This window comes from Cobetia sp. PDI-23MA (assembly GCF_059507735.1).
Genome location: NZ_CM183352.1, coordinates 3,924,414 through 3,948,828, shown reverse-complemented (window position 1 = coordinate 3,948,828; position 24,415 = coordinate 3,924,414). Strand labels below are relative to the sequence as shown.

Genomic DNA, 24,415 nt, shown 5'->3' with positions numbered 1-24,415 from the left:
GAGTGTCTTCCGGCGCGGCTTGTGGCTGGCTGGAAGCGGAGTCAGGGCGGTGGGTGGACCGCCTGCTGACGTGTCATGCAGGATGCGGACCATAGCACGCCGTGATGACAGTTTTTATTGTGCTTACGTCGCTCTGCCAGACGATATTCTTCGGCTTGTTGGCTCTTTGACCCTTATATTCCTCTAGTTCTGGCCTCTTCATGCACCATTTTCATGCAGCCTCCGAACCGCCGGAAACCTCGCACTCGGCGGGGCATCTTCATCTCGGGCTCGCGATGTGGGCCAATGACGACTGGCGCGGTAGCCTGCTGCCGGGCAGCGGCCCGCGTGAACATCTGGCGGATTACGCTCAGGTCTTCGATAGCGTCGAGGGCAATACCAGCTTCTATGCTCAACCCACGCCTGCTGCCATCGCCAGCTGGGCTCGTCAGGCGCCGGCCCATTTTCGCTTCTGCTTCAAGTTGCCGGGCCGACTGACGCATGAATTGCGCCTGCAGGGCATCGAGCAGGAATTGGCGGCATTTCTCGATTGCCTGGTACCGATAAAGGACCGCCTCGGTCCGATCATGATTCAGCTGCCACGTGACCTCGGGGCGGAAGTCCTGCCACGCCTCGAGCAATTCCTGCAGTCGATGAAGGGAGCAGGGCTCGCCTGGGCGGTGGAGCCCCGCGACCCGATTTTCTTCGCCAAGGGTGAGGTGGAACGACAGTTGAATCGCTTGTTGATAACTCACGCAGTCGATCGCGTGATGCTGGATGTGCGTCCACTCTTCAGTGGCCCTGCCACCGCGCATCCGGGCCTTGCGGTGGCGCGCTCGGAAAAGCCTCACCGCCCATTGCATGTGTTCTCCAGCGGACAACATCCCGTGGTGCGTTTCATCGGTCATTACGATGAAGCCACCAATCGGGCACTGTTTGCTCCCTGGGTAGAGCGACTTTTCTTGTGGATAAGTCAGGGGAAAAGCCCGTTCCTCTTCGTGCATACACCGGACAACAAGGCAGCGCCCGCACTGGCACGCCTGTTGGCCAATCAGGTGCTGGCGAAACTGGACCGCCCCTTGGTCGGGGCCTTTCCGGGCGAGGGGCAGGGCAGCCTGTTCTGACGCTTCATCAGGGCGTGAGGTTTCTCCTGTGAGGCCATGGTCTGATGGTGGCTTGCTGGCAGATGGCCCCTCAATCGAGTAGCTTTAGCCACATGTTGCCGTTACCGCGGCGATATTTACCGGAGATGGGCAGTCTGCCCGTTCCGGCGTGCCTATCGGCACTTGCCTGTCATTCCCCACGACCTACCCGGTCAGCGTGAATGCCGGGAGCACCACAGCAGTGATCCTGCGACGCCATCGTGTTGGCCACGGATGATCCGTCCGCATTGGCAGCATGATGCAACAAGCACAACAAGGTGCCCGAAGTCGCTACCAGCGACTGGCGCCCTCGCGACGAATCAGGGATTCACATGTCATCCAAACCGCATTCCCACGCACAGTGGTCTTCTCGCCTGGCCTTTACCCTGGCTGCCGTCGGTTCTTCCGTCGGTCTGGGCAATATCTGGAAATTCCCCTACATGACAGGTGAGAGCGGCGGCGGTGCCTTCGTCCTCGTCTATCTGATCTGCATCCTGCTGATCGGCCTGCCGATCCTGATGTCGGAATGGCTGCTGGGTCGCCTGGGTCAGAAGAACCCCATCTCGACCATGAGCCACATCAGCGCCCGGCTCAAACGCAGTCCCGCCTGGGTCTTGATCGGGGTGGCCGGCGTGCTCGGCGCCTACCTGATCCTGTCCTTCTACAGCGTCATCGGCGGCTGGGCGCTGGCCTTCATCGCCGACGCGGCCAGTGGCAGTTTCGAAACCCTGACCTCTGACACGGCCGGTAGTCTGTTCGGCGGTCTGCTGGGGGACCCGACCACGCTGCTGGCCTGGCACAGTGCCTTCATGCTGATGGTGATCTTGGTCGTGGCTGGCGGGGTTGCCGGTGGCTTGGAGCGTGCCGCCAAGATCCTGATGCCGCTGCTGGCGGTGATGTTGATCGTGCTGGTCGGCTACGCCGCCACCACCGATGGCTTCGCTGATGCGGCCGCCTGGCTGCTGACGCCGGACTTCTCCAAGCTCGACAAGGATGGCGTGCTGGCGGCCATGGGGCATGCCTTCTTCACCCTGTCACTGGGCATGGGCATCATGATGGCTTATGGCTCCTACCTGTCCGATGACGTCAACATCGGGCGTACCGCGCTGGTCGTGGTGGTGCTGGATACCGTCATCGCCCTGCTGGCCGGCCTGGCCATCTTCCCGGTGGTGTTCTCCAACGGCCTCGACGCCGCCGCGGGCCCGGGCCTGATCTTCCAGACCCTGCCGCTGGCCTTCGGTCACATGCCGGGCGGTGAAGTCTTCGGCGTGGTGTTCTTCGTGCTGCTGGTATTCGCGGCCTGGACCTCGGGCATCTCGCTGCTGGAGCCCATCGTCGAATGGCTGGAAGAGAAGACGCCGATGTCGCGCGTCGGCTCGGCCTGGGTCGCGGGTATCGCCACCTGGCTGCTGGGCATCGCCACCATCCTGTCCTTCAACCTGTGGAGTGACGTGGCGCCGCTGGGCATGTTCGGCAAGTTCGAGGGCATGACCATCTTCGACCTGCTCGACTACGCGACCAGCAAGCTGATGCTGCCGCTGACCGGTCTGGCGACCATCGTCTTCGTCGGCTGGTTCATGGGCCGTGACGAGGTGCGCAGCCAGCTCAACATGAGCGACTCTGCCTTCTCGCTGTGGAGCTTCGTGGCGCGCTATATCGCCCCGATCGGTGTGGTCGTGGTGTTCGCGTCCAGCCTGTAACTACCTCCGCCCTCGCTGACCGCAGCAGCGGCACGTCACACTCAGCACGAAGATGCAGTACCTCAAGAGGCTCGCCTATCCGGCGGGCCTCTCGTGTTTCTGACGAGGCAGAGGCGGATTTTCTGAGGTCAGAGAGGGTCAGTGAGCGCTCGCACTGTAATGGTGCGTCATTGGTCGTAGGGTTTTGCAATATGAGGCATGAATATCACGATCTTTCGGCGAGATATCTTCAGGCCTTGTGTAGAAAACGCGCCATTTCAGGAGAATCCAGACGCAACAAGGGCCGTAACAAGAAGTGTTCGTCGGGAGGATCTGGCGAGAAATACCGCGAGAGGGGGGTACGACCATGCTCGAAAGAGATGGTGGAAGGTGTCGCATGGAGCCCGAATCCTGGCGGATCAGAGCGTGAAAACATCACTGATCGGCGGGGAGCGTATCGCCTCCCCGCCTGGAATCAGTGGGTGTCGATATCGCTTTCAGTATCCATTTCCAGCACTTCGATGTCGCTTAAATCCTCGCTTAGGCGCTTGATTTCGTTGTGCAATTCTATTCCACGACGGGCGCGGAGATGGCGGACTGCGCTTTGTTTCTTGCGGGCCTGATGTTCGTCGGCACCGAGAGTCATGAAAATATCGAGAAGCTCTTTCTTGAGCGTATCTACCTGCTCTGAATTACGCATGATTCGACCTCCATGGCATCCAAAGGATGTGGGCTTTCACTGGCGCCACACCGTTTTACTATAGCTCACTTGACAAAATTGTGACTATCGCCTGCCTGTGCAGGCGACACCCCCGGGGGGATGACGTAAGCTCAGGCATGCCCATGAAGTCTGCAAGGAGTGTGCCGTGAGCCATGCCATCTTCGACGACCTGAGGAGCCGGATGGAGAATTTCCGCCGCTCTGAACAAAAGGTCGCACGCTATGTCCTTCGCCATCCGGAGGAAGTGATTCACATGCGGATCGTCGATCTGGCCAGCGAGTCATCGGTCAGTGAGCCGACGGTCGTGCGTTTCTGTCGGGCAATGGGCTTTGCCGGCTTCCAGGATTTCAAGCTGCAGCTGGCGCAACGCCTCGCCACCGGCACCCAGTTCGCCCAGTTCTCCATGAATGACTCCGACAGCGTGGCCGAGTTCTCGCACTCGCTGTTCGATTCCACCATCGGCACCCTGCTGTCGGTGCGTGACCGCCTGGACGCCGAAGCCGTCGCGCGTGCCATCCACTCGCTGGCCTCCGCCAGCCGGGTCGAGTTCTACGGCTATGGTGCCTCGGGCGCCGTGGCGCACGATGCCCAGCACAAGTTCTTCCGCCTGCAGATCTCCACCGCCGCCTACACCGACCCGCACATGCAGAACATGTCAGCGGTGACGCTGGGGCCGCGCGACGTGGTGGTGGCCATCTCCCAGACCGGCCGCACCAAGGCGCTGATCGCCAGCGTGCGTCTGGCGCGGGACGCCGGCGCGACCGTCATCGGGCTGTGCCCGAGTGGTTCGCCACTGGCGGATGAAGTCACGCTGCCGCTGCATATCGATGTGCACGAAGACACCGAGATCTACACCCCGATGAGCTCACGTATCGCGCACCTGGTGATCGTCGATACGCTGGCGGTCGGTGTCGCCAAGGCGCGCGGGCCCAAGCTCAAGGAGCAGCTGGAGGCGGTCAAGAAGAGCCTCGCCACCCTGCGCATCGACGACCACGACTTCGATACCCACTGAGCACCGTCCGGGCATCATCTGTCTTGAAGGCAAGTGCAAGGCACGTATGTGCAAGGAAGGCCGGCGCGGGGAAGAGCAGGGCAGGCCGCTGTGATAAGGTGGATGCCTGAACAGGGGCAGCGAATCTCACGCTGCTCCGCTCCTCGACTCCTCTGCCCTGTGGTGAGCCCTGCATGTCCGAATCGCCCCTCCTCGATCACCTCAATACGCATCAGCGTGAGGCCGTGTCCGCGCCGCCGGGCAACATGCTGGTACTGGCGGGGGCCGGTTCCGGCAAGACCCGCGTGCTGGTTCACCGCATCGCCTGGTTGATGGACCAATATCAGTTCTCGCCCTACGCCATCCTGTCGGTGACCTTCACCAACAAGGCCTCGCGGGAGATGCGCACGCGTCTCGAGGCGCTCAATGGCAGCAGCCTGCGCCACATGTGGGTCGGCACCTTCCACTCCATCAGTCACCGTCTGCTGCGCACCCACTGGCAGGAGGCGCGCCTGCCCGAGCACTTCCAGATCATCGACAGCGATGACCAGCTGCGCATGGTCAAGCGGCTGCTCAAGGAGCACAACGTCGACGATGAGCGCTGGCCGCCCAAGCAGGTCCAGTACTTCATCGCCGGCTGCAAGGAGGAAGGTCTGCGCGCCCATCAGGTGCAGACCCATGGCGATGCCTACATGGGCAAGATGGTCGAGATGTACGAGCTCTATCAGCTCGCCTGTGAACGCGGCGGCCTGGTCGATTTCGGTGAGCTGCTGCTGCGCTCGCTGGAACTGCTGCGTGATACGCCGCATCTGCTGGCGCATTACCGCGAGCGCTTCGCCCACCTGCTGGTCGACGAGTTCCAGGATACCAACACCCTGCAGTACGCCTGGCTGAAGCTGCTGGCCGGTGATCGCGAGTGCATGACCGTGGTCGGCGATGATGACCAGTCCATCTACGGCTGGCGTGGCGCGCGGGTCGAGAACATCCAGCGCTTCACCGAGGAGTTCGCCAACACCCGTGTGGTGCGTCTGGAACAGAACTACCGCTCCTCCAGCGCCATTCTGGAGGCCGCCAACGCCCTGATCAGCCACAACGGCGGGCGCATGGGCAAGGAGCTGTGGACCGACAGCGGTCGTGGCGAGCGCATTCGTGTCTATGCCGGCTTCAATGATATCGACGAGTCGCGCTATATCGCCGATACCATTCGCGAGCTGGTCAATGAGCATGGCTACAGCCGCGACGAGATCGCGATCCTGTATCGCTCCAATGCCCAGTCACGCGTGCTGGAAGAGACGCTGATCCGCCAAGGCATGCCCTATCGCATCTATGGCGGCCAGCGCTTCTACGAGCGTCTCGAGATCAAGAACGCCCTCGCCTATCTGCGCCTGATGAACAACCGCGAGGACGATGCGGCACTGGAGCGCGTGATCAACGTGCCGGCGCGTGGCATCGGCATGCGCACCGTCGAGCAGCTGCGCGAGCGCGCACGTTACGGCAACCTGACCATGTGGCAGGCGATGAGCGATGCGGTCTCCGATGGCGTCCTCAAGGGACGCGCCGCGACTGCCGTGCGAGCCTTCGCCGACATCATCGATGGCCTCGACAACGACACCGCCGGCATGGCGCTGCATGAGCTGGTCGAGCACGTCATCCACGCCACCGGCCTGCGTGAGCATCACGCCGCCGAGAAGGGCGAGAAGGGCCAGGCGCGCCTCGAGAACCTCTCGGAGCTGGTCAATGCCTGCCGTGCCTTCAGTCAGGGCGAGCGCATGGACCCGGAAGCCCCCAGCGAAGGGGCCGAGGCGCTGGAACCTTTCCTCGCCGAAGCCGCGTTGGATGCCGGCGATCATGAAGCCGCCGAAGGCGAGGAATGCGTGCAGATGATGACGCTGCACTCCGCCAAGGGCCTCGAATTCCCGGTGGTATTCGTCGCCGGGGTCGAGGAGGGACTGTTCCCGCACAAGATGTCGCTGGAAGAGCCGGGGCGTCTCGAGGAAGAGCGTCGCCTGTGCTACGTCGGTGTCACCCGCGCCATGCAGCGCCTCTACCTGACCTACGCCGAGCTGCGGCGCATGCACGGCAAGGAGACTTTCCAGCGGCCGTCGCGCTTCCTGCGTGAGCTGCCGGAAGAGCTGCTGGAAGAGGTGCGTCTGCGTGGTCAGGTCTCGCGTCCGATGTCCACCCAGCGCGCCACGCCGAATCGCCGTCCGTCCGGCCCGCGTCAGGAGAGTGTCGAGGCCAATGGCGACATGCCGGCACTCTCGCTCGGCAGCCTGGTGCGCCATCCGCTGTTCGGGGAGGGCGTGGTCATCAATGCCGAAGGCCAGGGTGAGCGCGCGCGCGTGCAGATCAGCTTCGAGGGCGAAGGCGACAAGTGGCTGGTGCTGGGCTTTGCCAAGCTGGAAGTGCTGAGCTGAACCTGCATTGATGACAGACGTAGCCATGAGACGCTGACAGCAGGCGCTGGCAAGAAGTGAAAAGCGGCACAGGGGGCGCGGTATTCGTGCGCCATTACGGCCTTGGTGCAGTTGTGGGCCATCCACTGGTCGCGGCATAGTGGCAGCCATGCTGCCTTGATGCCGCGTCATGCATTGCCCACAACTCGAACAAGGAAAGTCCCATGCAACGCCGCCGTTTTCTCTCTGCTCTGGGGGCCGGCGCTGCCGGCCTCGCCGCCGCGCCTTTCGTGTCCACCGCCAATGCCGCCGAGGGTGAGACCATCCACTGGAAGATGGTCACCTCCTGGCCGAAGAACTTCCCGGCACTGGGCACCGGTGCCAATGAGTTCGCCAGCCTGATCGATCAGCTCTCCGGTGGTCGCCTGCAGGTCAAGGTCTATGGCGCCGGCGAGATGGTGCCGGCGCTGGAAGTCTTCGATGCCGTGTCCTCCGGCACCGCCCAGATGGGCCACTCGGCCTCCTACTACTGGAAGGGCAAGGTCCCCGCGGCCCAGTTCTTCACCGCCGTGCCCTTCGGCATGAACACCACCGAGACCAACGCCTGGCTGTATCACGGCGATGGCATGAAGCTGTGGGACGAGATCTACTCGCGCCACAACCTCAAGCCGCTGGCGGTGGGCAACACCGGCACCCAGATGGCCGGCTGGTTCAACAAGGAAGTGAACAGTCTCGAGGACATGAAGGGCCTGAAGATCCGCCTGCCGGGGCTGGCGGGCGAAGTGATGAATCGCATCGGCGCCAGCGCGGTCAATCTGCCGGGCAGCGAGATCTTCACCGCGATGGAAACCGGCGTGATCGATGCCACCGACTGGGTCGGCCCCTACAATGATCTGGCCTTCGGCCTGCATCAGGTGGCCAAGTATTACTACTCGCCGGCTTGGAACGAGCCTTCCGCCATCCTCGAAGGCACCGTCAATCTCGAGGCCTGGCAGGCATTGCCGGAAGACCTGCAGCAGGTGGTGATCCAGGCGGCCAGAATCGCCAATCACGCCATGGTGGATGAGTTCGCGCTGCGCAACGCCACCGCGCTGACCTCGCTGGTCGAGGAACACGGAGTTGAGCTGCGTGAATTCCCCGAGGACGTCTATGCGGCGCTGTTCGATGCCTCCAACGAGGTGCTGGACGAGTTCATCGCCAAGGACGAGGACGCCAGGCGCGTCTATGAGTCCTACCGCGCCTTCCAGCAGCAGGTCGCCCCCTGGTCGCGCATCGGTGAGCAGGCCTATCTGGATGCGCGTGGTCGGGTGCTGGGCGAAGCCTGAGCGAGTCTCCTTCCGACTGCCTGCCGGACTGCCTGCAGCACTGTCTGCCTGACTGTCTGAGCGCGTGACTGATTGTTGACGAAAAAGCCGCCCCTGAGGGCGGCTTTTTCTTGGCGTGTGGCTGACAGGAAGAGAGGCGAGGCGCCTGGCTCAGTCTTGCTCAGGATCAGTCCTGCTCCCCGGTGATGGCGGTGCTGGCCTGCTCCGGTACGGCACGGATGCGGCCATTGTCATCGAGTGCCACCATCACGTAGCAGGCTTCGGTCACCTTGGTCAGCGCATGTTGATTGCGCTCCTGCGGCGGGCGGATCCAGACCTCGACGGAGAGCCTGATCGAACTGCGCCCGACCTCGGCCACATGGGTGAAGATATTTACCACTGAGCCGATACGCACCGGCGACAGGAAATCGAGGCCTTCGACGGCCACGGTGGCAGTGCGCCCGTGGGCGACGCGCCCGGCGGCCAGCTCACAGGCTTCGTCCATGCGGTGCATCAGCCAGCCGCCGCTGATGTCGCCATAGAGATTGGTGTCCTGGCGCTGGGCGATCAATTTGAGCGTCAGTGTGCCGTTCGGCGTCGGGATATCATCCAGAGCTTGCATGTCATGACTCGCTATCTTGTTGTTATAAAATGGACATTTCATTTCTGCACCCTTCCATCTGAAAAAGGTGCGTCTTTTGGCGCAGGGCGCTGCCTTGCACAGGGGGCCTTATATAGGGCACTTCGGCAATCGCCGAAGAAAGTCACCGGGTGCCATCGATAGCATCAGTTCGACGCAGACCATGGCGGATGAGCCGCAGCGGCTTCATCATCTCCTGTATCCTACTCTGGCGGACAAAGCACTGTCCTCACTGACAAGGGACTGTCAGGAAATTTTTTTGCGCTGCAGCATGGAGTATCGTTCCTCAACGCAGCAATGGCGGATACTCGCAGTGTTTCGCCGTACTGCACGGGCCACCTTGTTTCACCGTCGCCTGCCCGTCACCACGGGCGTGGCAAGCCGTGGCCAGCTCCGTGTCGCATCGTCATCTCGTTCATTCTCTGGTGGGAAGTCGCCATGTCAGTTTCCGTCGGGTCGCTTGTCCGTTCAGGCTTTCGCGCCGTGTTCGCGTCGCGTCGCGGGTCATCCGCGTCCTCCTCATATGTGCCTTCCTCCTGCGCGCCCCGCCTGCGCTCAGGGCTGCCGTCGCTGCGGCTGATGTCGCTTGCCTGCCTGCTGGGGCTCTCGACGCTCTCGGCTCCGGCACTGGCCGACAAGGTGCCCGAATATCGCCCGGTGTCCGGGGTGGTGGGCAACCTGACGGCGGTGGGCTCCGATACCCTGTCGGTGCTGGTGACGCGCTGGGCTGCCCAGCTGCGTCGCTATCATCCGGGGGTACGCGTGCAGCTGCAGGCCGCGGGCTCCTCGACGGCCCCGCCGGCATTGATCGCCGGCACTACCCGCATCGGGCTGATGTCGCGTCCGATGAGCGACCAGGAGCGTCAGGACTTCACGCATGAATTCGGCTATCCGCCGCTGGGTGTGCCCGTGGCGCTGGATGCGATGGGCATCATCGTGCATCGCAGCAACCCGCTGGAGGAGATCAGCATCGCGCAGCTGGATGCCATCTTCTCCGCCACGCACAGCTGTGGTGGCCAGGCGGCCAATCGCTGGGGCCAGCTGGGGCTGAGTGATGAGTGGAATGACCGCCAGATCATGCGCTTCGGACGCAGTGCCACCTCGGGCACCTACGGCGCCTTCCGCCGTATCGCGCTGTGCGATGGCGACTTCCGCCTCGATGTCAGTGAACAGCCGGGCTCGGCCTCCATCATCGGCGCGGTAGGCTCCTCGCCCAATGGCATCGGCTATGCCAGCTTCAGCACCTCTTCGCCGCTGGTGAAGCAGCTGTCCGTCAGCCGTGAGGCGGGCGGCCACGCTGTCTTCCCGAGCCGGGCCAGCATTCGCGATGGCCGCTATCCGCTGACCCGTGCCCTGTACATCTACGTCAATCGCGTGCCTGACGAGCCGCTCCCGGCGCTGGAGCAGGCCTTCCTGTCATTGATCATGTCGCGCCAGGGTCAGCAGGCCATCCTGCGTGGTGGCTATGTGCCACTGCCGGAAAAGCAGCTGCTGCACTGGCGTCAGCAACTGGGGCTTCAGGATGTGGATGCCCTTTGATTCGCCTTTGTCATCTCTCTGTCATCACCTGGACATAATCTCGGTGCCATACCCGCTTCATGCGTCTGCGGAGTCGACACTCCAGCGCGCGAATCCTTTCGTGGTGATATTTCATGTCGGCAGTTGATGCCTCCCGAATGCAGCGTCGTCGTCTGCGGCATGACCGTCTTGCCAGTCTGTGGCTGACAGCGGCCGGGCTGGGCGTGATGGTCATCGTCGTCGTGATGCTGGCCTATCTGGTCAGCGTGTCATGGCCGCTGCTCAAGTCCGCCAGCGTCACGTCGCTTCCTCAGCAGGCGCTCGAACAGCAAGTGAGCGACCAGCAGATGCCTGCCGCTCAGACCGAACCTGACTGGCTGTCCGATCCTGACGGGCTGAGCGCCTTGCCTGACATGCCGCTTGCCGCGCGTGACGGGCTGCCTCCCGTGCTGGCCAGTGATGATTCGACGGCGGACTTGCGCACCTCGCCGCTGTCGGGTGTCTGGCTCGCGGATGATCGCCTGCAGGTGGTACAGCAGTCCGCAGCGGGCGTGCGCCTGCGCGGCAGTGCCATCGAGGTTCCCGCAGGGCTTGAGCGCCGCCAGGCAAGCCTGGTGCTCAGTCAGGACCAGCTATGGCTGCGTATTCCGTTCGAGGATGGCGATGGCCTGTGGCTGGCGCGTCTGGCCTTGTCATCTCCATACGCCTCCGCAGGCGCGCTGGAGGATGATGCAGCAAGCCAGACTCCGCTCTCCGAGTGGCAGCAGCAGTGGTTGCCGGGCCCGGCCAGGCTGTCTTCGCAGCAGGGGCGTCTGCTGGTCACCGCTGACCGCGATGGCTTCACCCAGTGGCAACTGAGTGAGGCCTCCACCGGGACCAAGCCGCTGGCGCGCAAGCTGGCACATCACGCTGTGAGCTCTTCTGCCTCCGCGTCATCGCCGGCGATCACCGCGATCAGCGTCCTGCGTGGCGGTAGAAGCCTGATCGTCGGGGACGCCGCAGGTGGCCTGAGCCATTACCTGTTGCCGGCGCACGCGCAGCCGTTGGTCAAGGCCGGCGTCTTTGACAGTGACCTGTCGGCGCCGGTGGTGGCGATGGCTGCCGCCCATCACAGCCTCGGCTTTGCCGCGCTGGACGCCAACGGCCGCCTTGGCCTCTATCTGGCCACCAGCGAGCGGCGCCGTCAGGTGCTGGACTGGCTGGATGCCACCCGGGTCGCGGCAGGCGTAGCGCTGGAATTCGACAATGATGACCGCCGCTTGCTGGCATCGGCGTCCCGGGAGGCAAGGCTGCCTGGCCAGCTCGCTCAGGACGCGCCGCTGGGGGCGCTCGGCAAGGCCTATGCCGGGCTTGCGATACACGACCCGCATCAGGCCGTCGGGCTCGACGCCATCTTCGGCAAGGTCTGGTACGAGGGGCGCGCTGCGCCGGAGTGGATCTGGCAGCTGGAGAGCACCGGCACCCACGAACCCCGTCTGTCGCTGGTGCCCATCATGTGGGGCACGCTCAAGGCGGCGCTGGTCGGGCTGCTGTTTGCCGTGCCGTTGGGGCTCGGCTGTGCCATCCATGTCGCCTGCTTCATGGCGCCGCGTCAGCGTTCCCGCATCAAGCCGCTGCTGGAGATGATGGAGGCACTGCCGACCGTGGTGATCGGCTTCATCGCCGCCCTGGTGGTCGCGCCCTTCGTCGAGCGTGAGCTGATGGCGGTGTTGCTGGGGCTGGTCCTGATTCCGCTGGGCACCATGGTGGCCGGCTTCCTGTGGACCCTGTCGCCGCGCGCATGGCGCAATCTGCTGCCGGAAAACATGGCGGCCTTCGGGCTGTTGCCGCTGCTGTTCGTGCTGCTGTGGCTGGATGTGACCATCGCCGGCCAGGTCGAGCAGTGGTGGTTCGACGGCGACCTCCGTCAGTGGCTGTTCAGCCACTACGGCATCGATTATGCCCAGCGCAATACCCTGGTGACCGGCATGGCGTTGGGGCTGGCGGTGATGCCGACCCTGTTCACGCTCAGCGAGGATGCCCTCTCGTCGGTGCCGCGTGGCCTGGCCGCAGGCTCTGCGGCGCTGGGCGCGACGCCATGGCAGAGCCTGCGTCGCGTCATCCTGCCTGCCGCCGCCGTCGGGCTGTTCTCGGCGATGATGATCGGCATGGGGCGCGCCGTCGGTGAGACGATGATCGTGCTGATGGTGGCCGGCAATACGCCGCTGGTGGATGCCAGCCTGTTCGAGGGCCTGCGCTCACTGGCCGCGACCCTGGCCATCGAGCTGCCGGAGGCCGAGGTCGGCAGCAGCCACTACCGCTTGCTGTTCCTCGCTGCCCTGGCATTGTTCGTCTTCACCTTCGTGGTCAATACGCTGGCGGAAGTGCTGCGACAGCGCTTCACGCCGCCCAATCAGGGGAGCTGGGGATGAGTCACCCTGACACCAATCGTGCCAGCTCCTCACTGCTGCGCCCGCGCGAGCCGCTGGTCGGGCGCCTGCAGCGCTACTGGCGTGATGGCGGCCCGTGGGGTTGGCTGAACGCCATGGCGGTCAGTGTCTCGCTGGTGCTGGTGCTGGGCCTGCTCAGCCTGCTGGTGGTGGGCTCCTTCAGTCACTTCTGGCCCTCACGGCTGGTCGAGGTGGAGCTGACGGCACAGCCGGGCCAGAGTCCCACGGCCCTGACCACCACGCGCGGTGAGCCGGCGGCCGACAATCGCCATCTGCTCGGCGAGCTGATGCACGAGGAGATGCGCCGTGTCGCCTCGGGAGAGGGGGACGACGCTCGCCAGCAATGGTGGTTGCTGCAGACATCTTCGCGTGACGGGGCCGCGGCCAGCTGGCAGTGGCTGCCGGAGACGCTGGTCGACAGGATGACCTTCCCCCGCCAGGCGCTGATGCTGGAAATGCGTGACGGTCGCACTCTCTACGGCATGCCACGGGCGCTGAGTGACCCGATGACAGGGGAGATGGACCACACGCCTGACGTCGGCGACGGACCTGCCCGGCCCTTGTCCGAGGACGCCGAGCCACTGTTTGCCCGCCTGAAGATGATCGAGAGCGAGCGCCGCCAGTTGCAGGCACTGCGCCTGGACAGTGAAGCCTTGAGCAGTCGCTACCAGGCGCTGCAGCAGTCTCTGGCATCCCGGCGCAGCGCCACTGCTGACGGTGACGCAGCGCGGACTCAAGAGGACGCTGAGCTCGAGCAGGAGATGCAGGAGGAGTTGGAGGAGTTGGAGGAGTTGGAGGAGGTGCGCAGCGCCTTCATCGAGCGTGAAGGTCAGCTGAGTGCCCTGCGTGATGCCCTGGCGGGCGGACAGTTGCTGCTGGGCGGCAATGGTGGCTACGAAGGCCGCATCGCACTCGATGATATCCGCAATGCCTGGCAGCCCAATGCGATGGGCTTCAGCGGCCGGCTGATGATGACGTTCAAGCGTTTTCGTGACTTCGTGGCCGGCGCGCCCACCGAGGGCTTTGGCGGCCTCTGGCCCGCCATCTTCGGCACCGTGCTGATGGTGGTGCTGATGTCGATCATGGTGATGCCCTTCGGTGTGATGGCGGCACTCTATCTGCACGAGGTGGCCCATCAGGGGCGCCTGACGCGCCTGACGCGCATCGCGCTGCGCAACCTGGCCGGGGTGCCCTCCATCGTCTACGGCGTGTTCGGTCTCGGCTTCTTCGTCTATGGACTGGGCGCCGGAATCGATGAGCTGTTCTACTCCGAGCGACTGCCGACGCCGACCTTCGGGACCGGCGGCATTCTGTGGGCCTCGCTGACGCTGGCTCTGCTGACCCTGCCGGTGGTGATCGTCGCCACCGAGGAGGGGCTGGCGCGCGTGCCGCGTCGTCTGCGCGAAGGCGCGCTGGCGCTGGGGGCGACACGCCTGGAAACGCTCAAGCGCGTGGTGATTCCGGCTGCCTCGCCGGCGCTGATGACGGGGCTGATTCTGGCCGTGGCACGTGCGGCGGGTGAAGTCGCGCCGCTGATGCTGGTCGGGGTGGTCAAGCTGGCCCCGGACCTGCCGCTGGATGACAGCTTCCCGTGGTTGCATCTGGACCGGAAATTCATGCATCTGGGGCATCAGGTCTATGATCTGGCCTTCCAGAGCAGCGACGCCTTCAGCAGTCGGCCACTGGTCTACGCGACCGCGCTGGTGCTGGTGGTCGTAATTCTATGCCTCAATCTGAGTGCCATTAGCCTGCGTCACATGCTGGCACAACGTTACAAGGGAGCCACCGAATGAGGCGTGACTCTGAACAGCCCAAGCCCCAGTTGTTTCTTCAGGAGACGCCTGCGCGGCCGGCTGAGGACATCTGCCTGGAAACCTGCCACCTGAGCCTCGATTATCAGGCACGTGTCGGCAAGGAGAACCAGACGCGCCGCGCACTGGAGGACGTCAGCCTGCAGATCGCACGCAAGCGCGTGACGGCCTTTATCGGCCCTTCCGGCTGCGGCAAGTCGAGTCTGTTGCGTACCTTCAATCGCATGACCGATCTCGACGAACAGTCACGTCTTTCCGGCAAGGTACTGCTCGAGGGCGAGGACATCCATGCGCGCGGCGTGGACGTGCCGATGCTGCGCCGCCGGATCGGCATGGTCTTCCAGACACCCAATCCCTTTCCGATGTCGGTCTACGAGAACGTGGCCTTCGGGCTGCGGCTGGTCGGCGAGAATGACAAGCGCCACCTCGATGACAAGGTCGAATCCTGTCTGCGCTCCGCGGCACTCTGGGAAGAGGTGAAGGATCGCCTGCACGACAGCGCGCTGGGGCTCTCGGGTGGCCAGCAACAGCGGCTGGTGATCGCGCGGACGTTGGCGGTCGAGCCGGAGGTGCTGCTGCTGGATGAACCGGCCTCGGCGCTGGACCCCATCTCGACGCTCAAGATCGAGGAGCTGATCCGTTCGCTGCGCTCACGCCTGACGCTGATCATCGTCACGCACAACATGCAGCAGGCCGCGCGGGTCTCGGACGATACCGCCTTCCTGCATGAGGGCCGCCTGGTGGAATTCGCCCCGACCGATCAGCTGTTCACCAACCCGCGGCGCCGCCAGACGGAAGACTACATCACGGGGCGTTTCGGTTAGCGCGCTCATGCGCGAACGTGCACCCAGGTAGCTTTTTGGCCCTGATATTGCTGATGATGGCGGCCAGATACCGCCTTTGCGCCCTGGGTGAAACATAACTGCAATCAAGTGTCGGCATGCTGAGGGGGAGCCCGTTGCGTCAGTCAGCAGTGGGCCATACTTGTCACGTCATTCATGTCACGCCCCCTGACTCGGTGGGCGACTTTCCGGGAGAGGGAAATGGATATCACCAGCGATTCGCACGGCAAGCATATCTCAGAGCAGTTCAATCACGAGCTGGATGCACTGAAGACACACCTGCTGGCCATGGGCGGACTGGTAGAGAAGCAGCTGCAGGATGCCGTCACGGCATTGCTGGAAGGCGACAGTGAAACCGCCACGCGGGTGCGCGACAACGACAAGGCTGTCAACGACATGCAGCTCAAGATCGATGACGAGTGCACCCGGGTGCTGGCCCGCCGTCAGCCGGCGGCCTCCGATCTGCGCCTGGTGCTGGCCGTCATCCGCGCCACCTCCGATCTCGAGCGTATCGGTGATGAATCGAGCAAGATCGCACGCAACGCCATCTCGCTGGTCGAGAACGGCCAGAGCCCGCGCGGCATGGTCGAGGTGCGTCACCTCAGCCAACACGTGCGCAGCATGGTGCGTGACTCCCTGACGGCCTTCGCGCGCTTCGATACCGACCTTGCCCTCAAGGTACTGCGTGAAGATGCCTCGGTGGATCTGGAATATCAGAGCGCGATGCGCTCGCTGATGACCTTCATGATGGAAGACGCGCGCCAGATCACGCCGGTGCTCAACGTGATGTGGATTCTGCGTGCGCTGGAGCGTATCGGTGACCACGCCGACAACCTAGCCGAGTACGTCATCTTCCTGGTCAAGGGCGTGGATGTGCGTCATACCGATACCCACGAGCTTAAGCCGCAGGACCTGGACAAGCAGTGAGCTGACGCGTTTCCCTGTCCCTGTGTCGCCTCTTTCGCCCCGCACCTGCCCACAGACAGGTGCGGGGCGATTGCGTCGTGGGAGCGCGAACGGTGTCAGGCGGCCGACAGCTGCGCCGCGCAGGCGGGAGTGCTAGGGTGTGGCTCCGGTCAGCCCGCTGGCTGGCCGGTTCTTTTGAGATGACGAGGACGTCGCATGATTGATGCCGTATCGGCGCTGGTCCGCGGGACCCGCATGGTCTATACCCCCGGGCTGCGCCGCTTCGTATTCGTACCGCTGGCGATCAACCTGGTGCTCTACAGCATCACGCTGTGGGTATTGTTCAACCAGTTCGGTGGCTGGATCGATTACTGGATGCTGAAGGTACCGGCGTGGCTGGACTGGCTCAGCTGGTTGATCTGGCCGCTGCTGGTGGTGAGTCTGTTGCTGGTGGTGTTCTTCACCTTCAGCCTGGTGACCAATCTGATCGCCGCACCCTTCTACGGCATTCTGGCCGAGAAGGTCGAGCATCGCCTGGATGGCACCCTGATCGATGATGACCGTGGCCTGGTGAAGATCGGTGTCGACTCGCTGGAGCGTGAAATGGCCAAGCTGGCCTATTTCATCCCGCGCATGATCGCGCTGTTCATCATCGGCTTCATCCCGGGCCTGAACCTGCTCTCGCCGCTGTTGTGGGGGCTGTTCTCGGCCTGGAGCATGTCAATCCAGTACCTCGACTACCCGATGGACAACCATCAGGTCAGCTTCGGTGACATGAAGCAGCGCCTCAAGGCGCGCTGGTGGCCCTCACTGACCTTCGGCGCCGCGGTGTTCGTCATGACGCTGGTGCCGTTGGCCAATCTGCTGTTCATCCCGGGCGCTGTCGCCGGGGCGGTACTGATGTGGCAGAGCCACTACCGTCAGTTGCCGGCGCCGCGTCGTTGAGACAGCCTGTCGCAGCTGGTTCATCGCTCTACTGGTTCATCGCTGTACTGGCTTGTCGTTGAGGTAGCCGCAGCGTCGTCTGGCGGAGCAAAAGAAACGCCCCGCAGTCGCCTCCTTTCGAGGTGGCTGCGGGGCGTTCCGCGTTGGGCTGGCCTCCGACTCAGCTCATCACGGAGTCAGCCCATCACTGGGCTAGCGCACTGCTGGCCTGGGGAGCACTCGCCTGACAGGCGCGCTCGTCGGGGAAGTGACAGCGGAAGCGCGCACCCTCGCCGGGGTGGCTGTCGATCTCCAGATGGCCCTGATGGCGAATCAGCACATGCTTGACGATGGCAAGCCCCAGACCGGTGCCTCCCGTGGCGGTGCTGCGGCCCTTGTCGATGCGGTAGAAACGCTCGGTCAGGCGCGGCAGGTGGACCGGGTCGATGCCGTCCCCGTCATCTTCCACCTCGACCAGCAGGCCCTGGTCATCCGCCTTCCAGCGCAGGGTGATATGGCAGTCTTCGGGGGTGTAGCGCACCGCATTGAAGACCAGATTCGAGATCGCGCTGCGCAGTTCCTGCTCCTCACCGCGCAGAGACAGGCTGGCATCGGCCTCGATGGAGAAGGTGTGACGTCCCTGGGACAGGCCTTCGGCGTCGTCGCGGATATGGCCGAGCAGGGCGCTCATGTCGATACAGCGACCGTCGTCGGACAGTTCGTCGGTTTCCAGGCGTGACAGGGTCAGCAGGTCCTCGACCAGGTGCTGCATGCGGTCGGTCTGGCTCTTCATCTGACCCAGCCCACGCTGCCAGCGCGGTGGCAGGTCATCGGCGTAATCGGAGTAGGTCTCGAGATAGCCGGCCAGCACCGTCAGCGGCGTGCGCAGCTCATGGGAGACATTGGCCACGAAGTCGCGGCGCATCTCTTCAAGACGATAGAGGCGGGTGACATCACGCAGCATGACCAGACGTTCGTTGTCACCGAACAGGGTGATGGAAATCTGCAGCGTCAGGTTGTCAGACAGCGGCGACTGCAGCGTCAGCGGCTCGCGGTAGGCCAGCCGATTGAAGTAGTCGATGAAGACGGGGTCACGCAGATAGTTGGTGATGTGCTGGCCGCGGTCGTGGCTGGCCTTGAGACCGACCAGCTGCTCGGCAGCGCTGTTCCACCATTCCATGTCACCGTGGTTGTCCAGCATCACCAGGCCGTCGCGCATGGCCTCGGAGGATTCCTGGATACGGTTGAGGATGCTGCGCAGTCGCTCCTGAGTCTGGCGCTGGCCCTTCTGATAGCGGTAGAGACGATCGAGCAGGTCTCCCCACACGCCATCGCCGGGTGGTGGCTCTTCATGGGGATTGGTGATCAGCCAGGTATAGAGGCTCTTCAAGTGCTTGAGATGGACGAACAGATACAGCGAAAGGCCCAGTGCCAGGCCCCAGCCCAGATGGCCCAGCAGGCCACCGATCAGGCCGAAGCCACCGGCAAGGTAGCCGAGGCGCCATAGCTCGTTGGTCCAATAGCGCATGAATCCCTCAGGCCTGAGCGCTGAAGCGGTAACCGGTGCCGCGGACGGTCTGGATCAGATGCTGATGGCCTGTGCCCAGCGCCTTGCGCAGGCGACGGATGTGCACGTCCACGGTGCGCTCCTCGACATAGACGTTGCCGCCCCATACCTGATCGAGCAGCTGGCTGCGCGTGTAGGCACGCTCCTGATGCGTCATGAAGAACTGCAGCAGGCGATATTCGGTCGGGCCGACATCCAGCGAGTTGCCGTGGGCGGTGACGCGGTGGCTGGCCGGGTCGAGCATCAGGCCCTCGACTTCCACCGCCTCCTCGACCCCCTTGGGAGTGGTGCGACGCAGTACGGCCTTGAGACGGGCGACCAGCTCGCGCGGCGAGAAGGGCTTGGTGATGTAGTCGTCGGCGCCGGCTTCCAGGCCTTGAATCTTGTTGTCTTCCTCGCCCTTGGCGGTCAACAGGATGATCGGCAGCTCCGAGGTGGTCTCGTCACGCTTGAGACGCCGCGCGAGCTCCAGGCCACTGGTGCCCGGCATCATCCAGTCCAGCAACAGCAGATCGGGCTTTTCATCGACGACGATGGCGTGGGCGTCCTGGGCATTGTCTGCCTCCAGCACGCGGTAATCCGCCATTTCGAGGGCAACGGCGATCATCTCGCGAATCGAGGATTCATCGTCGACAATCAGTACGGTCTTGGAGCTCATCGCTAGATCCCATGCAGCAGTCGGCGCACGCGCCAGAATGACAAGTCGATGACGATTACAACCCGCTTATATGACAACCAGATGACAACCGCCAGCATGGCAGCTTGCACGCAAGCCTGCCAGCCGCCTTGGAGGCGCGGCAGGCAGGCATGAACCGTGGGCTGGGGAGCAACAGAGGGCAGGGATCGCTTTAAATTAAATAATGCGAATGTTTATGCAGGCGTCAGCTCATCGGCCAGGTCGCCAGGGCGATACCGGCGAAGATCAGCAGCCCCGTCCAATGATTGTTGAGGAACGCCTGGAAGCAGGGCGCACGCTCACGCTCACGGATCAGACGTTGCTGCCAGACGAAGGTGACGGCGGCGGCAGCCAGCCCCAGCCAGTAGAAGATGCCCAGCGCCAGGTGCAGGCCGATGCCGATCAATACCGCCAGCATGCCCAGCTGCAGAAGGCCGATCATCAGCTTGTCGGCCCGCCCGAACAGCACGGCGGTGGACTTGATGCCCACCTTGAGGTCGTCGTTGCGATCGACCATCGCATAGGCGGTGTCGTAGGCCACCGTCCACATCAGGTTGGCCGCGAACAGCCACCAGCCGTAGGTCGGCACTTCCTCCAGCGTCGCGGCGAAGGCCATCGGGATCGCCCAGCCGAAGGCGGCGCCCAGCACTACCTGAGGCAGATGATGGAAGCGCTTCATGAACGGGTAGCTGGCCGCCAGCAGCACGGCGACGATCGACAGCAGCACCGTGGTCAGGTTGGTGAAGCACACCAGCACGAAGGCGGCCGCGACCAGCCCCCCGAACAGCGTCAGCGCCTCGCGCTCCGAGATGCGACCCGAAGTCAGCGGCCGGTCTCGCGTGCGCTCGACATGCTTGTCCCAATGGCGATCGGCGTAGTCGTTGATGACGCAGCCGGCGGCGCGCATCAGGTAGACCCCGGCGATGAAGATCAGCAGGGTCGTGCGCTCGGGGATGCCATCTGCCGCCAGCCACAGTGCCCACAGGGTCGGCCACATCAGCAGCCAGGTGCCGATGGGGCGGTCCAGCCGTGTCAGGGCGAGGTAGTCGGCCAGTCTGGAAGGACGCGAAGCGGCGGAAGTGGATGACGCGGTCATCGGGGCTCCTGGGCGGGTGGTAGTGGGCAAGGGAAGAGAGGGAAACGAGGCCAGTCGGCCGCACGGCTCAGGCCAGTTGCAGCGCGTGCTGGAAGGCTGGCGTGAAGCCCTCCTGCACCAGCACCTTGAAGCGACCATGCGAGAACATCGAGCGGCGCATCCACAGGCTGGTGGTGCGGGCCAGCGGCCTGGAGCTCGAAAGCACCAGCGGGGCGCGGCTGACATCGATGGCGCTGCGTATCAGGTCGGGCTGGCGAAACAGCCAATGGCCCAGCGAGCGCTCGCCCAGTGTCGAGAGGCGATGACCGTGGGCCAGGTCCAGCGCCGCCAGCGAGCGTGCGATCACCCATGGCATATCGCCATGACAGAGCGCCACTTCGCGTCGCCAGACATGCCGGCGTGGGCCGATGCCCAGCAGGCGTGCTTCATCCAGCCGTGCGGGGCCGGTGTCCTGCAGCAGCAGGCGCACGCGCAGGCCCTGGATTGGCTGGCCATCGCGTTCATCCTGCTGCTGCATGGCGCCGGCAAGACGCTGGGTCAGCGAGTCCGTCGAGGAGAGCCACGCCCACCAGCCGGCCGGCATGACACCCTGCAGCGCGGCAGCCGGCTGCCAATGACGGCGCACCGCCGCCGAAGCCGCGGGTGCGGCGCGCGTGGGCGAAAGCCAGCGAGGCGCAGGCTGGCACAGGGTCTCGGCTGACGAATGAGGCGCCTCACAGGTGGAGGTCTGTGGCGTGAGCGCTGCGCGGTGAGGCTCGCCTGCTGGGCATCGGACCACGGTGAATTCCCTGTCAGGATGACGAAATGGCGAGTCTAGCATGGCCGAGCGGCAAGGCCTCCCGCTCAGGCATGCCTGCACTGCTGGCGGGCTGGTATGCTGGGCGCATTCATCGGCGTTCATGACGGACGCTGCTGGCGCTCCTTCATCAGCGCTTCCCTCGGATCGATCTCAGGAGATGGTGCCATGCGCGACCCTCGCACCCTTGTCATCATTGGTACCGGCATGGCGGGCATTGGTCTGGCGCGCGCGCTGCGTGCGCGTGACAAGGACAGCCGGCTGATCCTCATCAGCCAGGACAGCGGCCACGATTACGCCAAGCCGATGCTGTCCACCGCCTTCGCCAAGAAGATGTCGGCCACCGACCTGTCGCGTCAGGCGCCGGTGGCGCTGGCAGACGAGCTGAATGCCGAGCTGCGTACCCATCAACGCGTCACTGCCATCGACGGTGATGCCCGCCAGCTATGGCTGGGCGAGGAGTGTCTGGCCTATGACGAGCTGGTGCTGGCACTCGGCGCGGCGCCGCGTCGCCCCTTCCCCGTCGCCGCGGAAGTGGCCTCACGCGTGCAGAGCATCAATGACCTCGACGACTATGCGGCCTTCTGCGCGACGCTGGCGAAGGCCCGCGAGCGCGGAGAAGACGGGCATGTGGTGATTGTCGGTGCCGGACTGGTCGGCTGTGAATACGCCAATGATCTGACGGCCGCCGGCCACCACGTCACACTGGTCGCGCCGGAGGAAACTCCGCTGGATGGATTGCTGCCGCAAGCACTGGGGCAGCGTCTGGGGGCGGCGCTGGATGGACTCGGGGTGACGCGTCGCCAGGGCGAGATGGTCGAGACCATCGCCGCCAGCTCAGGCGAGGAGGCCGAGCGTCAGGCTGCGCCGGTCGAGGTGCGTCTGCAGAGCGGTCGTCGCCTGACGGGCTCCGTGGTTCTGCTGGCCACCGGCCTGGCGCCGCGCATTCGTCTGGCGCAGGCCGCGGGTCTGAGTGCCGGCGGCGATGGCATCCGTGTCGACCGCCACCTGGCCACCTCACAGCCGCATATCTGGGCGCTGGGCGATTGCGCCAGTGTCGAGGGCGTCAATGCCATGTATGTCCAGCCGCTGCAGATGGCCGCGCGCACCCTGGCGGCCAACCTGTGTGGCGAGCCGAGCGTGCTCGACTGGAAGGCGTGGCCGGTGCTGGTCAAGACACCGGTCTTGCCGGTGGTGGCCTATCCGCCGCGTTCGGCCGTGGCGCGCTGGGAAATCAATGGTGACGGCGATGATCTCGAAGCGCGTGCACTGGATATGAACGAACGCTTGATTGGATATGCGTTGACAGGCGCCGCCGTTCGCAGGAAAGTCGAGCTAGCGCGGCAGGCGCCGCCGTTGCTAGGCTAGGCGATGCCATGATCGATGGTCGTAAATCCCTTGCTGCCAGCGCGGTCAGGCACGATAGTGAATGCTCCGTCAGACATGCTGCCCGGCGGGCGTGGTCTGACAGATTGCTGCCATCGACAGGTTTGATACGGCAAAGCTTGCCGGAAGCGGATTGCGTCGCCGCCATACGCCACCGTTAGCAAGTGCAAGAACAACAATGGAAACGCAAGAACAACAATGGAAACGGCGGCTTGGCCGCCCGTGCAGAATGCCAAATCAGGAGGGCTTTTCATGCGCAAGCCAGAACTCGCTGCGGCCATCGCCGAGCGTGCGGATCTATCCAAGGACAAGGCCAGTCAGGTACTGAACGTGATTCTCGACGAGATCACTCATACCGTGGCCAAAGGCAATGACGTCTCACTGATCGGTTTCGGGTCATTCACCGTGCGCCAGCGTGCGGCGCGTACCGGCAAGAACCCCCAGACAGGCAAGCCGCTGACCATCCCGGCCAGCAAGACCGTTGCCTTCAAACCCGGCAAGTCGTTGAAGGATGCAGTGACCAAGTAACCTCGGCTCGTGCTTCAGCGCAGACCCGGGGTGGCTGTCGCCATGGCTTTCAATCGTCGTCATCAAAAGCCCTGTCGGCTGTCATGCTGATGCCACCGGTTCCGCCCTGCGGGGCCGGTGGCATTTTCATATGGCCTGCGTGACCGACGCTTCGCGATTCAAGGAATGACACCATGAAGCTCAAGATATTGCTGTGGGTGCTGGGTCTGCTGCTCAAGCGGGCCTTCAAGCGTGACCCCGAATTTCGTGCCGAGCTGGAAAAGCGTCCGCTGGACTGGGGCGTCGCGACCGAAGACATGAGCATCGCGCGTCACTACCGCATGTCCCACGCGGGCGTCACCACGGGCAGTGGCCTGCCGGTGGATACCGAGCTTGAGCTGCGCTTCGCTGATAGCGACAGTGCGGTGGCCTTCCTGCTCAAGCCCTCGCCGCGTGCCTTCCTGCAAGGCCTGATGGACCAGCGCGTGCGGCTGGTCGGCGATTCGGCCCAGCTCAACCGCTTGCAGTCATTGCTCAAGCGCATTCGCTGAATGGCCCTGTGCCGTGCCTGCATGAACGAAAGACGCCCCGCTGAGAGAATCAGCGGGGCGTCTTTTCGTCACGCGCCTTTCTTTCGTCGCGAGCTTTTCTTTTGTCGCGAGCCTCTCTTGGGGGGGCGTCACAGCAACTGCTTGAGGCCCGGGATGCCTTCGAGTACCTGATCGACCACGCCATCGCCGGCTTCTTCGCGCGCATAGCTCAGCGTTTCATCAGCCACGCCACGCGCCTGGTCCATGTTCAGGTCCAGCCCCATCAGTTTCTGGCCCAGTTCCAGCGCACCGCCACCGCTGCCGCCGGTGAAGGCGCTGACGGCGCCCATCAGGCCGCCCATGAGGCCACCGCCACCTGACTCGGCGGCTTCCTCGCCTGCGCTGCCGATCAGGCCTTCCGCTCCCGGAATGGCGCCCAGCAGTGAGGCGGCCGGGCCATCCGGCCCCTGCTCACGCACGAACTTGAGAACCATGCCGACCGCCTGCTCGGCGATTTCCGGTGACAGCCCGAGGGAGCCAGTGACGCGTTCGATAAGAGGATGCATCGGTATTCT

21 protein-coding genes are annotated in these 24,415 nt (G+C 64.0%); 14 read left to right on the top strand and 7 right to left on the bottom strand.

Features of this window, described 5'->3' with window-relative positions:
* Nucleotides 1-200: 200 nt before the first annotated feature.
* Complete coding sequence (locus tag AC5WNJ_RS16815; protein WP_495930256.1) at nucleotides 201-1,103, top strand: DUF72 domain-containing protein; 903 nt, start codon at nucleotides 201-203, stop codon at nucleotides 1,101-1,103.
* Nucleotides 1,104-1,453: 350 nt separating this feature from the next.
* Nucleotides 1,454-2,821: a sodium-dependent transporter gene (locus AC5WNJ_RS16810; protein ID WP_176678555.1), complete on the top strand. Its 1,368-nt coding sequence runs from the start codon at nucleotides 1,454-1,456 to the stop codon at nucleotides 2,819-2,821.
* 454 nt (nucleotides 2,822-3,275) lie between these two features.
* Here AC5WNJ_RS16810 and AC5WNJ_RS16805 read toward each other — a convergent pair whose 3' ends face one another.
* Nucleotides 3,276-3,500 (bottom strand): PA3496 family putative envelope integrity protein, encoded by a 225-nt coding sequence (locus AC5WNJ_RS16805; protein ID WP_043331728.1) that lies wholly within the window; start codon nucleotides 3,498-3,500, stop codon nucleotides 3,276-3,278.
* A 166-nt stretch (nucleotides 3,501-3,666) separates the two neighbouring features.
* Here AC5WNJ_RS16805 and hexR point away from each other — a divergent pair, with 166 nt between their 5' ends.
* From hexR to AC5WNJ_RS16790, 3 genes are all read left to right on the top strand, one after another.
* Entirely contained in the window at nucleotides 3,667-4,533 is an 867-nt protein-coding gene (gene hexR, locus AC5WNJ_RS16800; RefSeq protein ID WP_043331730.1) for a transcriptional regulator HexR, read from the top strand.
* 173 nt (nucleotides 4,534-4,706) lie between these two features.
* Nucleotides 4,707-6,929: a DNA helicase II gene (gene uvrD, locus AC5WNJ_RS16795; protein WP_495930255.1), complete on the top strand. Its 2,223-nt coding sequence runs from the start codon at nucleotides 4,707-4,709 to the stop codon at nucleotides 6,927-6,929.
* A gap of 203 nt (nucleotides 6,930-7,132) precedes the next feature.
* Nucleotides 7,133-8,233, top strand: a complete 1,101-nt coding sequence (locus AC5WNJ_RS16790; protein ID WP_495930254.1) for a TRAP transporter substrate-binding protein — start codon at nucleotides 7,133-7,135, stop codon at nucleotides 8,231-8,233.
* 166 nt (nucleotides 8,234-8,399) lie between these two features.
* On the opposite strand, the gene AC5WNJ_RS16785 is transcribed toward AC5WNJ_RS16790, so the two are convergent.
* Entirely contained in the window at nucleotides 8,400-8,834 is a 435-nt protein-coding gene (locus tag AC5WNJ_RS16785; protein ID WP_495930253.1) for an acyl-CoA thioesterase, read from the bottom strand.
* Nucleotides 8,835-9,431: 597 nt separating this feature from the next.
* On the opposite strand from AC5WNJ_RS16785, the gene AC5WNJ_RS16780 reads away from it, so the two are divergent.
* The 6 genes from AC5WNJ_RS16780 (at nucleotide 9,432) to cysZ (ending at nucleotide 17,303) form a co-directional block, all read left to right on the top strand.
* Nucleotides 9,432-10,391 (top strand): PstS family phosphate ABC transporter substrate-binding protein, encoded by a 960-nt coding sequence (locus AC5WNJ_RS16780; RefSeq protein WP_495930252.1) that lies wholly within the window; start codon nucleotides 9,432-9,434, stop codon nucleotides 10,389-10,391.
* A 113-nt stretch (nucleotides 10,392-10,504) separates the two neighbouring features.
* A complete protein-coding gene (locus tag AC5WNJ_RS16775; RefSeq protein ID WP_495930251.1) occupies nucleotides 10,505-12,781 on the top strand; it encodes an ABC transporter permease subunit in 2,277 nt (758 codons plus the stop codon).
* Nucleotides 12,778-14,592, top strand: coding sequence for a phosphate ABC transporter permease PstA (pstA, locus tag AC5WNJ_RS16770; protein WP_495930250.1), 1,815 nt, complete (start codon nucleotides 12,778-12,780; stop codon nucleotides 14,590-14,592). The genes AC5WNJ_RS16775 and pstA overlap by 4 nt, the downstream gene beginning before the upstream one ends.
* Nucleotides 14,589-15,434 carry a phosphate ABC transporter ATP-binding protein PstB gene (gene pstB / locus AC5WNJ_RS16765; protein ID WP_253063561.1) on the top strand — a complete coding sequence of 282 codons (846 nt, stop codon included), beginning with the start codon at nucleotides 14,589-14,591 and terminating at the stop codon, nucleotides 15,432-15,434. The genes pstA and pstB overlap by 4 nt, the downstream gene beginning before the upstream one ends.
* A gap of 219 nt (nucleotides 15,435-15,653) precedes the next feature.
* The gene (gene phoU / locus AC5WNJ_RS16760; protein WP_176678548.1) at nucleotides 15,654-16,379 is read left to right on the top strand and encodes a phosphate signaling complex protein PhoU; all 726 of its coding nucleotides are present in this window, start codon (nucleotides 15,654-15,656) and stop codon (nucleotides 16,377-16,379) included.
* A 195-nt stretch (nucleotides 16,380-16,574) separates the two neighbouring features.
* A complete protein-coding gene (gene cysZ / locus AC5WNJ_RS16755; RefSeq protein WP_495930249.1) occupies nucleotides 16,575-17,303 on the top strand; it encodes a sulfate transporter CysZ in 729 nt (242 codons plus the stop codon).
* A gap of 184 nt (nucleotides 17,304-17,487) precedes the next feature.
* On the opposite strand, the gene phoR is transcribed toward cysZ, so the two are convergent.
* From phoR to AC5WNJ_RS16735, 4 genes are all read right to left on the bottom strand, one after another.
* Complete coding sequence (gene phoR, locus AC5WNJ_RS16750) at nucleotides 17,488-18,810, bottom strand: phosphate regulon sensor histidine kinase PhoR (RefSeq protein WP_495930248.1); 1,323 nt, start codon at nucleotides 18,808-18,810, stop codon at nucleotides 17,488-17,490.
* A gap of 7 nt (nucleotides 18,811-18,817) precedes the next feature.
* Complete coding sequence (gene phoB / locus AC5WNJ_RS16745; RefSeq protein ID WP_043331741.1) at nucleotides 18,818-19,507, bottom strand: phosphate regulon transcriptional regulator PhoB; 690 nt, start codon at nucleotides 19,505-19,507, stop codon at nucleotides 18,818-18,820.
* Nucleotides 19,508-19,730: 223 nt separating this feature from the next.
* Nucleotides 19,731-20,621 carry a 4-hydroxybenzoate octaprenyltransferase gene (gene ubiA / locus AC5WNJ_RS16740; RefSeq protein ID WP_176678545.1) on the bottom strand — a complete coding sequence of 297 codons (891 nt, stop codon included), beginning with the start codon at nucleotides 20,619-20,621 and terminating at the stop codon, nucleotides 19,731-19,733.
* Between the two features lie 67 nt (nucleotides 20,622-20,688).
* On the bottom strand, nucleotides 20,689-21,246 hold the full coding sequence (locus AC5WNJ_RS16735) for a chorismate--pyruvate lyase family protein (RefSeq protein ID WP_495931067.1): 558 nt from the start codon (nucleotides 21,244-21,246) through the stop codon (nucleotides 20,689-20,691).
* Between the two features lie 339 nt (nucleotides 21,247-21,585).
* On the opposite strand from AC5WNJ_RS16735, the gene AC5WNJ_RS16730 reads away from it, so the two are divergent.
* From AC5WNJ_RS16730 to AC5WNJ_RS16720, 3 genes are all read left to right on the top strand, one after another.
* Complete coding sequence (locus AC5WNJ_RS16730) at nucleotides 21,586-22,785, top strand: NAD(P)/FAD-dependent oxidoreductase (RefSeq protein ID WP_495930247.1); 1,200 nt, start codon at nucleotides 21,586-21,588, stop codon at nucleotides 22,783-22,785.
* Nucleotides 22,786-23,055: 270 nt separating this feature from the next.
* A complete protein-coding gene (locus tag AC5WNJ_RS16725) occupies nucleotides 23,056-23,331 on the top strand; it encodes an HU family DNA-binding protein (RefSeq protein ID WP_024952843.1) in 276 nt (91 codons plus the stop codon).
* A gap of 173 nt (nucleotides 23,332-23,504) precedes the next feature.
* A complete protein-coding gene (locus AC5WNJ_RS16720; RefSeq protein WP_054556348.1) occupies nucleotides 23,505-23,861 on the top strand; it encodes a hypothetical protein in 357 nt (118 codons plus the stop codon).
* Between the two features lie 128 nt (nucleotides 23,862-23,989).
* Here AC5WNJ_RS16720 and AC5WNJ_RS16715 read toward each other — a convergent pair whose 3' ends face one another.
* A complete protein-coding gene (locus tag AC5WNJ_RS16715; RefSeq protein ID WP_054556347.1) occupies nucleotides 23,990-24,406 on the bottom strand; it encodes a DUF2780 domain-containing protein in 417 nt (138 codons plus the stop codon).
* Nucleotides 24,407-24,415: the final 9 nt, after the last annotated feature.